Genomic DNA, 12,996 nt, shown 5'->3' on the forward strand with positions numbered 1-12,996 from the left:
GACCAATGACCAATGACCAATGATTAATAAACTGATTGCTAGTATTTTTCAACCTTTTAATCCCCAGAAAAAAATACCTTTATCATGGCTACAATTAACAAGGGAGAAAACTCGCTTAGCCGTGGCTCTGGCAGGTATTGGCTTTGCTGATATTTTGATGTTTATGCAACTTGGTTTCCGAGATGCTTTGTATTATAGTAACGTTCGTTTCCATACAAGTTTGCAGGGCGACATTATTTTAATCAATAGCCAATCTAATGCTGTCTTGTCGATGAAAAGTTTTTCTCAACGACGGTTATATAAAGCTTTAGATTTACCAACAGTCCAATCAGTACATCCTATATATTTAGACTATACAAGCTGGAAAAATCCGGAAACAGGCCGCCCTCGGAGCATTCTTATATTTGGATTTAATCCTGAAGTTAACTTATTCAATCTACCTGGAGTTCAAGAAAATTTAGAGAAATTAAAACTGCCTGATGTCGTTTTATATGACCGTTCTTCTAGATTAGAGTATGGGCCAATTGCAGCTAATATTGACCAAGGCAAAACTGTGACAGCAGAAGTAAGGCGACGGCGAATAAAAGTAGGCGGATTATTTACTTTAGGTGCATCATTTGGAGCCGATGGTAATCTCATTACTAGTGATGTCAATTTTTTGCGGATATTCAACACCCGTCAGCGAGGTTTAATTGATATTGGCGTAATTAAATTAAAACCAGGCGCAAATGTAATTGCTGTTACTCAGGAATTAAAAAATTACTTACCTAAAGAAATCAATGTTTTAACAAAACAAGAATTTATTGACTTTGAACGTAATTATTGGGCTACTAGTACCGCTATTGGGTTTATTTTTACCTTAGGTACAATTATGGGTTTCATTGTGGGCACTGTAATTGTTTATCAAATCCTTTATACAGAAGTTGCAGATCATTTAGCTGAATATGCTACGTTAAAAGCAATAGGATATACGCAAAATTATTTGTTAATGGTGATTTTGCAAGAAGCTTTGATATTAGCTTTAATCGGGTATCTACCAGGTTTTGCTTCTGCTTTATTAATGTACAAAGCAGCAAAAGATGCAACTTTATTACCAGTATTTATGAATCTTGAACGGGCTTTATTAGTCTTATTTTTAACTATTGCAATGTGCTTTATTTCTGGCGCAATAGCTGTACGTAAATTAAGTTCAGCTGATCCAGCCGATATATTTTAAATAATTCTGTAAATATTTGCGCCTAATTAAATGATGGCAAAAATAAAATGATTATAAATGCTCAACACTTATTGAAAATAATAAATTATCATTAATAATTGATAATTTATTTTACAACAGTTCTATCTCAGGGCTGGTAACTTCTAGGTAATTAATTTATGATGAAAAAAGAACCTGTAATTGCTATTAAAAATATCAATCACTATTATGGCAGAGGCGCACTAAAGAGACAAATATTATTTGATATTAACCTAGAAATTTACCCTGGTGAAATTGTAATTATGACTGGGCCATCAGGGTCAGGTAAAACAACATTATTGAGCTTAATTGGTGGTTTAAGGTCTGTACAAGAGGGTAGTCTAAAATTTTTAGGTGCAGAATTAGCTGGTGCTAGTCAGAACCAATTAGTGCAAGTCCGACGCAAAATTGGTTATATTTTTCAAGCTCATAATTTGTTGGGTTTTTTAACCGCCAGACAGAACGTGCAAATGGCGGTAGAGTTGAATGACGAGATTGCTCAAAGTAGAGCGATCGCTAAATCAGAAGCCATGCTCAAAGCAGTTGGCTTAGAAGACAGAATCAATTACTATCCAGATAATCTGTCTGGGGGTCAAAAACAAAGAATTGCGATCGCCAGAGCTTTGGTGAATCGTCCCCCACTAGTACTAGCAGATGAACCTACAGCCGCTTTAGACAAGCAATCTGGACGTGATGTGGTAGAAATCATGCAGAGTCTTGCCAAAGACCAAGGAACCTCTATTTTGTTAGTCACCCATGATAACCGGATTTTGGATATAGCCGATCGCATTGTCGAAATGGAAGATGGTCTTTTGACCCGTGATTCCCAAGGTATGGTTAAAAACCATAACTCTTGAGAGTCCCCGACCATCGCAGTACGGGGATGAGGGGGATGAGGGAAGGGGGATGAGGGAAGGGTGACAAGGGGGATAAGGGAGAAATCATCAATGCCCAATGCCCAAGGCTGAGAAACTTGGGTTATTTAGTAGAACCTGATTGTTTAAATATAGACTCTTGCAAACTTTTTGGGGAATTAGCTTGGCGGCTAGTACGAAATGTCACATTGACCCCTTCATTTGATTGCTCAAGTACTAAAAGCGGAGTAGGCTTAGCCTTTTGATCCCATTGCATATGGGCAACGCGCCCTTGAATTGTCGGTTGCCAAGTATCTTCATCTTCTGTGGGACTAAGGTAAGTTTCAATACAATCAATAATTTGGCTAATAGTGGCAGAAGTCGCTTGCGTTGGTAATTTCATTAACCGAATTTGCACCCGGAATAGTACTCGCTTGGCAATGTTGGGTGGAGTCCCAGTTTCATACTCGACATCAAAAATTTCATCCACCTGACGTGCGGTATTACTGGCAATCCCTACCATTCCCTGTTGGGATTGATTTGGACGCAAAGCTTGAGAAATTTTATCTTTAACTTTGATTTTAATTTGATTAACGATCGCAAAATGAAATACCTCCTCTGACATCCGCATCCGCAGATAATCTAAGTTAAAGTCCCGTGAGTTCACTAAGTCGGGATTAGTTTCCATTTTGCGAATGGTTTCCAGCGCTAACTTAAACTTTTTCTCTAATTCCCGCGCCCGGAATTGTTCAAACTTGAGTTTTTTCTCCAGCCCAGACATTAAAATCTTGCCATAAACAATGACAGCTATCAGAGCTAAAGCTAATGCTCCAGAACCTAAAATTAACACAGGTGGTATTTCGGCATTACTAGCTGGTACTTCCTGAGATGCCTTTTTAGGCTTTGGCGATTGCGCCGTCATCAATATCAAATTTGACATAGTTGGTAAAAAGAAAAATTTCATTCCTGATGTTTAGGATGCCCAAATTTTGCCTGCCATTTTGCGGTATTATTACTGTTTTTTAGACATGTAGCTAAATCGTATATGTACAGACACCTTAGCCCGTCTGGTGAAGGTTTGATAAATTCTTTACCCTTGTCCCAAGCTGACTCAATTAGCCCCAACAATATTCGCCTGGTGGCTACAGATATGGATGGCACTTTAACCAGTAACGGAAAATTTACAAATCAATTGCTGCAAGCTTTAGAAAATTTAGCAGCAGCAGAAATCAAAGTATTAATTGTTACAGGTCGTTCTGCTGGATGGGTGAGTGGACTAAGTAGTTTAATGCCTGTGGTGGGTGCTATAGCAGAAAACGGTGGTTTATTTTATCTTTCTGGATGCGATCGCGCGATCGCTTTAACACCAATTCCTGACTTAGATAGCCATCGTCAGCAATTAGCTGCGGCTTTTAGGGAATTACAAATCAAATTTCCGCAAATCCAAGAATCTGCGGACAATCGCTTTCGGCTCACCGACTGGACTTTTGACGTAGCTTCATTAACGCCTAGTGAACTACAAACTCTAGCCCATCTTTGTCAAGAAATGGGATGGGGATTCACCTACAGTAATGTGCAATGTCACATTAAACCCCAAACTCAAGATAAGGCTACTGGATTGTTGCAAGTATTACAGCAATACTGGACTGAATATTCATTAGAACAAGTTGTGACAGTAGGCGATAGTCCTAATGATGAAAGTTTATTTGATCGGCGTTATTTTCCCATTTCTGTGGGTGTAGCAAATGTATTAAAATATGCTACCCAGCTACAGCATCAGCCTGCTTATGTGACTACTGCTGCGGAAGGTGAGGGATTTTGTGAGTTATCTAACTATATTTTGCAAGGTATAAATTAGTTCTTAGTCAAAACTTCAGCCGATGAATTGAACAAGCGCGCTCTGTACTGACGACGAATTCGTCAAAATTCATAACACAGACCAATAGTATCTTAATTTAATAGTACAATTGTACTAAATAATGTGGGTTCAGAGGAAGTTATGTCTCAAGCAGATAATACAGCAGACATTTTATACCAACAGTTACAGATGCTTGGCGATCGCGAATTACAAGTTGAGTATTTAAACCAATTGCAATGGACAGAACCCATCGCACAGATATTACCCCTAGTCAATGATGAAACTGCGTTACGAGTAGTGAAGTTAGCTTTAGAAATAGACTTGTGTTTAGGAGCTAAACTCGCAGGAGCAGTGAAACCAGAGCTACAAAGCACTACAGTAGATTGGGTAATATCTACTGAGGTTTCTCCAGCATTTTTATTTGACCTAGTGGGTATAACTGGATCTGATGCAGCAATTCCGTTTCTAGTCAAAGTTGTGAACGAAGAGAAAAATGCATATTATGCAATTCACACATTAGGTAAAATTGCTACAGAAGCAGCAGTGGAAGTACTCATAGAAATATACCACGACGCACAAAGGAACAATTCTCAAAAAGAGATAGATGATGTCATTTATCCGTTAGCAACAATTGGTACAGAAGCAGCAGTGGAAGTACTTATAGAAATCATGAACGATGAACGGTGGAATGACTATGACATGTTAGGAGCCTGCACTGAAGCAGCACAAGCATTAGCAAATATCAATTCTGAGTCTGCAAGACAAGCGCTAGTGCGTTGGTGTCTGAAATATTTCGATTGGACAGATTTTAGCAGTATTGCTGCTGAGATTCTGATTCCAATTGCTACCCCGGAGATTGTACCAGAACTCCAGAAATTTTTAGAAAATGAAGAATATGATGATTACCTGCGTCAAGATGCAGCTATGGTCTTGGACGCTATTAATGCCAAAGCTAGCATTAATGAAGATGAGCCGCAATTAACTCCAACTAGCTCTCAGCCAAACTTGGTAAGCTTGGAACAACTTTTACACGATCAAGACGAATCAGTTCGTTTTAGCGCCGTTAAAAAATTGGGTGGAGTTGCTTCTGAAGCTGTAATACCGTTGTTACAACATGCGTTGAATGATGAATACGTTGGGGTACGTCGCTGTGCTGCGGAGCAATTAGGGATTCTTGGTACAGAGTCAGCAGTAGCGGGACTAATACAGGCTTTGAATGATGAGAATTCTGCGGTACGTTGGTCAGCTGCTGAGGGATTGGGTAAAATTGGTGCGGAATCAGCAACGACAGCACTAATTGCAGCATTGAACGATGAAAGTGCAGGAGTGCGATCGCTTGTTGTCGAAGCATTAGGTAAAATCCCAACAGCAGCAGCAATGTTGGGTGTACAGCAAGCTTTGAGTGATGCGGATATTTGGGTGCGGTTGAATGCTGCTCAGGCTATAGGTTCTGAAGAATGTGTACAAATTTTACGACAGGCTTTGAGCGATCGCAATGTTAACATTCGTAGTAAAGCTGCTTTTGCTTTAGGAGAAGTTGGTGCGAAATCTGCCATTCCCGAACTCATTGTGACATTAACAGATGAAGAAGCGAAAGTGCGTACAAATACGCTCGCGGCTTTAGGCAAAATTGTCACTCCAGAATCATTATCTGCGCTGTTACGGATGTTAGAAGAAACTCAAAATTTTACACAATTAGCAGAAACAATTGATTCTCTACAAAAAGCTCTTGGTTATTACAATCCTCTTTATTGTATACATAGCTAATGTCCAATCAAAGAATTGCAAAACTAACTCCTGAACAAGCAGCTTTAATTCCCGTTTATCGGGAAAAGTGGACAAGTATTGCGCTCTCAACAATACCAATTGACCGCCAAAAAGCCAGAGAATCAGTCACAGTAGCTTACCAGCTTCTAGACTTACCAGAACCGGAAATTATCTTCTTTGATAGTCCTTATGCAGCTTGGAACGAGCGATTAGTGGAAATTATTAACCTACCAAAGAAAGAACGTTGGCAGATAATTAATGAAATTGAATTGATCACCGGCAATTTAAAAATACATTTAATAAATGAACTCCGATATCAATTGACTCCCCAAATTCAAGATGAATTGTTATTTTATTTGCATCGCGAACTTGATATTGAACCGCTTTTAAGTAATGAATTGAATTTAATGTGGAGTATTTTAGATAGTAAATCTAACAGAAAATTGCAAACATCAGAGATAACTTTAGCCGCAAGCGGTGTTTGTAATTTGTGGGCAGAAGCTGGTGCTTATTTAGATTTTTGTATTTCTGTTTTAAATTGTGTCGTTGACCAACAAAGATGGATAATTTATCAAAACCTGATCACAAACATGGGTAAATTGTTTCCCATGAAGAAGCAAGCAGTATTATGCGATCGCCCCTGTAAGCTTTTATTCGACAATGAAAATCGCCTTCATAGCGAAGCGGAAGCGGCGGTACAATATGTCGATGGATACAGTGTATATGTCGAGCGCGGTACAAGAATTACAAGCAAGCAATTTGAAAAAAGAATGCGACATATGTATCCGTAGGGGCGGGGTTTCCCCGCCCTTTGCGACAATGCGTATGTCACGATCGTTAATTGAATCGCAATTTGAAAAAAGAATGAAAAATCTCTCATTGTAGAGACGTTTCATAAAACATCTCTACAATCGCCTAAATATCAGCCGAAGGTTCTAATAACTGAACAGTAGTTTGTGCTGCTGGTACTTTCACTGTCACTTTTTTATTAAAAGTCAGTCCAGTTTCACCTTTATCAATCTGAATTGTGTCTCCAGAAATAAAGGTATTCTCCAGTAACTTAGTGGCTATGGGATTTTCGATTTGACGCTGAATTGCTCGTTTTAGGGGTCGTGCGCCATAAACTGGGTCATAGCCTGATTCTACTAGGTAGTCACAAGCAGAGGCGGAAATCTCAAAGGAGATTTTTTGCTCTTTGAGGAGATTTTCCACGCGCTTGAGTTGAATGTAGATAATTTGGCGCATTTCTGAACGGCTGAGGGTATGGAAGAGAATCGTGTCGTCTACACGGTTGAGAAATTCTGGACGGAAGTGCGATCGCAACCCTTCCATTACCCGATTTTGCATCATTTCATACTTGGAGTCATCACCAGATACATCCAGGATGTGTTCGCTACCGATGTTACTGGTCATCACAATCACAGTGTTGCGAAAATCTACTGTTCTGCCTTGGGAATCAGTAATTCTCCCATCATCCAATACTTGCAATAAAATATTGAATACATCGGGGTGAGCTTTTTCAACTTCATCCAATAACACTACAGAGTAGGGGTGACGGCGAACTGCTTCGGAAAGTTGACCGCCTTCTTCATAGCCAACATATCCTGGAGGCGCACCCACCAACCGGGAAACCGAGTGTTTTTCCATATACTCGGACATATCCAAGCGGATTAAAGCATCATCAGAATCAAAGAGAAACTGCGCTAAAGCACGGGCGAGTTCAGTTTTACCTACGCCTGTCGGTCCCATTAACAAAAATGAACCGATAGGACGGTTGGGATCTTTCATCCCCGCCCTAGCGCGGCGAATTGCTGCTGCTACGGCTGTTACTGCTTCTTGTTGTCCAATTACTCGTTGATGCAAATGATGCTCTAGTTGTAGCAATTTTTGCCGTTCCGATGCCATCAAGCGATTTACGGGAATTCCTGTCCATTTAGCAACAATTTCCGCAATATCGGCTTCTGTGACTTGTTCTCGCAGCAGGGTAGCACCTGTACTTTGAATTTTTAACAGTTGCGCTTCTTTAGCTTCGCGATCGCGCTGTACTCCTTCCAATTTGCCATACTTTAATTGGGCAGCTTTGTTGAGGTCATAGTCCCGTTCTGCTTGCTCAATTTGTACCCGTAAAGCGTCTTCTTCTTTCTTTAAAGCACTGATAGCTTCCAATAGCTGCTTTTCACCTTGCCATTGGTCGTTAAATTTTTGCTGTTTAACTGTTAAAGAGGTAATTTCTTCCTCAATTCGCTGCAAACGTTCCTTGGTTTGCGGCGTACCTTTATCTTCCCCAGCTAAGGACAGCTTTTCCATTTCTAGCTGCATCAAGCGACGGTCAATGGTTTCCAGTTCCGCAGGTTTGGAGGTAATTTCCATTTTCAGCTGGGCTGCGGCTTCATCTACTAAGTCAATGGCTTTATCGGGTAAAAAGCGATCGGAAATATAACGCGCTGACAAAGTGGCTGCGGCTACTAACGCAGAATCAGAAATTTTGACGTTGTGATGCACTTCATAACGTTCTTTCAAACCCCGCAAAATCGAAATCGTATTTTCTACAGTGGGTTGATCGACAAATACCTGCTGAAAACGGCGTTCTAAAGCTGCGTCTTTTTCGATGTGTTTACGGAATTCATCTAAAGTAGTCGCCCCAATACAACGCAACTCGCCCCGCGCCAGCATGGGTTTAAGTAAATTCCCTGCATCCATTGACCCTTGTTGATTGGAACCTGCACCCACAACGGTGTGCAGTTCGTCAATAAATAAAACGATTTGCCCGTTTGATTCCGTAACTTCCCGGAGAACAGCTTTGAGACGGTCTTCAAATTCACCTCGGTATTTAGCACCAGCAATTAAACTACCAATATCTAAAGAAATAAGTTGGCGGTTTTTCAGCGATTCGGGTACATCACCGTTAACCATGCGTTGTGCTAAAGCTTCGGCGATCGCAGTTTTCCCAACTCCAGGTTCGCCAATCAATACGGGGTTATTCTTACTCCGGCGAGATAATACCTGGATAACGCGGCGAATTTCGTCATCTCGCCCAATTACTGGGTCAAGCTTCCCTAATTTTGCCTGTTCTGTCAAATCTCTGCCAAATTTTTGTAAGGCTTCATAGCGAGACTCTGGGCTTTGATCGGTCACTTTTTGGCTACCGCGCACAGTTTTCGTTGCCGCCTCTAGCTTAGTATTATCTACGTTAAAGCCTTTGAGGAGCCGCCGCCCAATTCGGTCATCTTCCGCAAAAGCTAGCAGTATATGTTCTACAGAAATGAAGCCATCTTTCATCCTGACTCGATGTTCTTCGGCGCGATCGAGCAGAACGTCTAAACTACGTCCTAGGTACAGTTGATCGCTTTTCCCCACCCTAGGTTGTTTTTTGGTAAAAGCTTCCAGTTGCTCTTGTAAGCGAATCGGATCAACCTCAGATCTGGCGAGAATACGTATTGCTAAGCTAGTAGGTTCTTCTAAAAGGGCAATAATTAAATGTTCAACATCTAATTGCTGTTGTTGATAAGCACGGACTATATCCTGAGATTTGACAATTGCTTCCCAGGCTTTATCAGTAAATTTATTGGGATCTGTAGGTTGCATTTTGACAATTTTCTGGTTGAGAGTTCAGATTTAGGAGCCACTGTCAGGCTTCTTTGGCTTATACCAAGTGGCGAATTTTACTGTATAAATTGGCGATTAGGGAGGAATCAACACACAAAAAGCACAATATATAGCGATGTATTTACTGCCTTAGCCGAGAATGAAAACTGTGATGCTGCATATTAAATATCCAAACATTATTGCCATGTATTAGCGTGTATCTGAAGTTGCAATTTAAACTTAGTACTTGATTGTAGTGCAACACATTACCTATTTTGCGACATCCTCCTACAAGTCATGCTATCGCATACAGTTTAGCTTTCTCACTAACTCTAGCTACTGCTGAGAATACTTAGGAACCGCTCATACCAATTTGAGATTTTAGATTCAAAACCTATAACACAAGGCTGTTCTGTGGATTCTCAAACAATTCTACCTATGCCAATTTGGTATTAGAAGGGATTAACCGTGGATTTGTTAATCAATTTTCAGATGAGCTTGTTAACAGATAAATCTTCCCGTTCTATTACATGGAGATTGCTGAACAAACAGCTATTTCTGGTATGAGTTTCTTTTTGAAAGTACTAAGTAATAGAAATTACTTCTCCATGATTGTGCGCGATCGCAATCGCGATCGCAATGCCTGAGTCACCCAGTTTATTGTCTCAAAATCAGTTGACTCAGAAAATTAACTTTTAGCCCCAGGCATTGCTTCACGCTCAACTTTAGTACCTGTTTTTTCTAAATGATTACTGAGTTACTAGTTGTTGTGATTCCTGTTTCACCTCTATTTCTGGAGTCCTAACTTGTATAAGTTCGACTTTATACCCATCTGGATCTTCCACAAATGCAATTACCGTAGTACCGTGCTTCATTGGGCCTGGTTCGCGGACTACCTTACCGCCACGTTTTTTGATTTCTTCACAAGTTCCATAAATATCATCCACGCCAATGGCAATATGACCATAGGCGTTACCCAATTCGTACTTTTCCACCCCCCAGTTGTAAGTTAGTTCTAGGACTGTATGATCGCTTTCGTCACCATAGCCAACAAAAGCTAGAGTGAATTTTCCATCTGGATAATCTTTTCGCCGCAGCAATTTCATCCCCAGGACATCACTGTAGAATTTCAAGGACTCTTCAAGATTGCCCACCCGTAGCATTGTATGAAGTAAGCGCATGATTAACTCCTGATTAGTTCTTTACCGATTGTAAATTGGGACTGGTGATACATGGGAAGGGATGAGGAGACGTTGAAGGTTGACTGTTGACAACTTACACCCAATAGTCCGTCAAAATTGACTGAGAGACAGAGATTTTACTCGTTTTGCGCCTTTGGGGGGCGAAAATTTGAAAGTCTGGGCGTTGACAAGCGGATTTGCGGTTCTACTCAGGATCTTTTCTGTGAGTACAATGTCTGTGCCTTGGTTTGTACCTGCAAATTGTAATTGCTTGAGGATTGCAGTCTCTGGTTGCACAAAAGCAGTAAAAGTAAATTTTTCTTTTAAATCTCTGTAAGTATATACGTAAAAGGAATCGCCATTTATTGTCCGTCTATCACCTTTGAGAAAATCTTTACTAAGAATGCCAAGTTCTGCCAAAACTTTTTCATCTGATAAACCTCCATTTGCAATAACTTGTTTATACTGTTCAGATACCTGTAAAGAAGCTATAGAAGACGGACTAATAAAAATCCAATCGCCTGAATCTTGGAACTCTTGATAGGACTTGACGGCATATTGTTGTAAGTCAGCTCGGTAAATCCAAACTTGTTTACCATCAGAAACTACGAGATTACCAGATTTTGTTTGTTCCCCTAATTTGCGCCAAGCAATTTCGGCGCGAAACTTTTGATCTGACTGAGTAATTATTTTAGTTTGGAGATAAATTGTAATTTCACTATCTTCAATGCCTACGTTAAACTCTATTTGAGATTCAGTTTGATAGCGATCGCTCCCAAAAAAATTGGTGATACTTTTAGCTAGCAAAGGCAGATCAACTTGTTCCGTAGCCTGACTGATAGTTGTCGCATTTTCAGCAGAAATTAGTTGGGAGGGTTGATTTGGCACAGCATTTACTGCTCCCGCCAACATGGCAATGATGCTGAAAACCGCGATCGTTGTCAACTTCGATTTCATAGGTAGTTTCTCCGCCAAGAATTCACAATCCAAATGCCCGGTATTGTGCCAATGGTAACAAGGATGCTGGTTGATACGGACAAACGTGGAATTAAATCAGGCGAGTCGAAGGGATACCCAATGAAAAAATGATTGGGAAATCTTGTTTAATCTCAGCCAATAAAGTCCTTTAAAAGCCTATGCTAACGATTGGGTTAAGCCACAGGACTATAGAGAGGAAACCTGAAATAGGTACTCTTATAAAGGAAACAAAGGATAAACCACACATGAGTACAATTCTAGATACCGCCATTGAGGCGATCGTTGCCCGTGAAATTCTCGACTCACGGGGTAGACCTACAGTTGAAGCAGAAGTACATTTGCTCAACGGTGCTGTGGGACTGGCACAGGTTCCCAGTGGAGCCTCTACCGGCACTTTTGAAGCCCACGAACTGCGAGATGGCGATAAAAGCCGTTACGGGGGTAAAGGAGTACTCAAGGCGGTGCAAAACGTCAATGAGACACTTGCGCCAAAGTTATTAAACTTGGATGTGCTGAACCAAGAACTGCTAGACCGGACGATGATCGCCCTGGATGGTTCGCCAAATAAATCCAATTTGGGTGCGAATGCAATTTTGGCAGTCTCTCTCGCCGCCGCCAAAGCTGGTGCTGAATCTCTGGGAATTCCCTTATATCGCTATTTAGGCGGGCCTTTAGCGAATTTGTTGCCAGTACCGTTGATGAACGTAATTAACGGTGGTGCCCACGCCGCTAACAACGTGGATTTTCAAGAGTTTATGATTGTCCCAGTGGGCGCTTCTTCCTTCAAAGAAGCTTTGCGCTGGGGTGCGGAAGTGTTTGCTACCCTCAGCCAGGTATTGGATGAAAAGGGTTTACTCACCGGAGTGGGCGATGAAGGCGGCTTTGCCCCAAACTTAGAATCTAATCAGGTAGCTTTGGAATTACTGGTTGCTGCTATTAAGAAAGCGGGTTACAAGCCAGGAGAACAAGTAGCTTTAGCTTTAGATGTGGCAGCTAGTGAGTTCTACAAAAATGGACAATATGTCTATGACGGTAAACCCCACGCGCCCACAGAATTTATTGATTATTTAGCCCAGTTAGTTGACCAATACCCGATTGTCTCAATTGAAGATGGCTTGCATGAGGAAGATTGGCAGAGTTGGCAATTGCTCACTCAGAAGCTTGGTTCGCGGGTGCAGTTGGTAGGTGATGACCTATTTGTAACTAACGCTACTCGCTTACAAAAAGGTATTGAACAAAAAGCTGGCAACGCCATTTTGATTAAACTCAATCAAATTGGTTCTTTGACAGAAACTTTGGAAACAATTGACCTAGCGACCCGCAACGGCTTCCGCTCAGTAATTAGCCATAGATCTGGTGAAACTGAAGACACAACGATCGCGGATTTAGCTGTCGCTACCCGTGCCGGTCAAATCAAAACTGGTTCTTTATGCCGTAGCGAACGAGTAGCCAAATACAATCGCTTACTACGCATTGAGGATCAACTAGGCGATCGCGCCCTTTATGCCGGTGCAGTTGGCTTAGGGCCGAAATAAAGGC

General features: G+C 41.1%; 10 protein-coding genes. 6 read left to right on the forward strand and 4 right to left on the reverse strand.

The genetic code is table 11. The features are described from left to right. The first annotated feature begins 19 nt into the window (after positions 1-19). Together devC and AACU32_RS36545 are read left to right on the forward strand one after the other, a co-directional pair. A complete protein-coding gene (devC, locus tag AACU32_RS36540; RefSeq protein ID WP_096607138.1) occupies positions 20-1,216 on the forward strand; it encodes an ABC transporter permease DevC in 1,197 nt (398 codons plus the stop codon). Between the two features lie 161 nt (positions 1,217-1,377). Then, positions 1,378-2,091: an ATP-binding cassette domain-containing protein gene (locus tag AACU32_RS36545; RefSeq protein WP_096607139.1), complete on the forward strand. Its 714-nt coding sequence runs from the start codon at positions 1,378-1,380 to the stop codon at positions 2,089-2,091. Positions 2,092-2,212: 121 nt separating this feature from the next. Here the strand turns inward: AACU32_RS36545 and AACU32_RS36550 are convergent, their stop codons facing one another. Continuing rightward, the gene (locus AACU32_RS36550; protein WP_096607140.1) at positions 2,213-3,028 is read right to left on the reverse strand and encodes a hypothetical protein; all 816 of its coding nucleotides are present in this window, start codon (positions 3,026-3,028) and stop codon (positions 2,213-2,215) included. A 105-nt stretch (positions 3,029-3,133) separates the two neighbouring features. On the opposite strand from AACU32_RS36550, the gene AACU32_RS36555 reads away from it, so the two are divergent. From AACU32_RS36555 to AACU32_RS36565, 3 genes are all read left to right on the forward strand, one after another. Continuing rightward, the gene (locus AACU32_RS36555; RefSeq protein ID WP_096607141.1) at positions 3,134-3,946 is read left to right on the forward strand and encodes an HAD family hydrolase; all 813 of its coding nucleotides are present in this window, start codon (positions 3,134-3,136) and stop codon (positions 3,944-3,946) included. A 141-nt stretch (positions 3,947-4,087) separates the two neighbouring features. Next, entirely contained in the window at positions 4,088-5,713 is a 1,626-nt protein-coding gene (locus tag AACU32_RS36560) for a HEAT repeat domain-containing protein (RefSeq protein ID WP_096607142.1), read from the forward strand. Beyond that, the gene (locus AACU32_RS36565; protein WP_096607143.1) at positions 5,713-6,504 is read left to right on the forward strand and encodes a DUF6745 domain-containing protein; all 792 of its coding nucleotides are present in this window, start codon (positions 5,713-5,715) and stop codon (positions 6,502-6,504) included. The genes AACU32_RS36560 and AACU32_RS36565 overlap by 1 nt, the downstream gene beginning before the upstream one ends. Positions 6,505-6,628: 124 nt before the next feature. Here the strand turns inward: AACU32_RS36565 and clpB are convergent, their stop codons facing one another. The 3 genes from clpB to AACU32_RS36580 form a co-directional block, all read right to left on the reverse strand. Then, a complete protein-coding gene (gene clpB / locus AACU32_RS36570) occupies positions 6,629-9,298 on the reverse strand; it encodes an ATP-dependent chaperone ClpB (protein ID WP_096607144.1) in 2,670 nt (889 codons plus the stop codon). Between the two features lie 749 nt (positions 9,299-10,047). Beyond that, entirely contained in the window at positions 10,048-10,479 is a 432-nt protein-coding gene (gene gloA / locus AACU32_RS36575) for a lactoylglutathione lyase (protein ID WP_096607145.1), read from the reverse strand. Between the two features lie 111 nt (positions 10,480-10,590). After that, a complete protein-coding gene (locus tag AACU32_RS36580) occupies positions 10,591-11,436 on the reverse strand; it encodes a LolA family protein (RefSeq protein ID WP_096607146.1) in 846 nt (281 codons plus the stop codon). A gap of 266 nt (positions 11,437-11,702) precedes the next feature. On the opposite strand from AACU32_RS36580, the gene eno reads away from it, so the two are divergent. Beyond that, entirely contained in the window at positions 11,703-12,992 is a 1,290-nt protein-coding gene (gene eno / locus AACU32_RS36585) for a phosphopyruvate hydratase (protein ID WP_096607147.1), read from the forward strand. Positions 12,993-12,996 lie beyond the last annotated feature (4 nt).

The sequence above is a fragment of the Calothrix sp. NIES-2100 genome (genome assembly GCF_963875285.1).
Taxonomy (GTDB): Bacteria; Cyanobacteriota; Cyanobacteriia; order Cyanobacteriales; family Nostocaceae; genus Aulosira.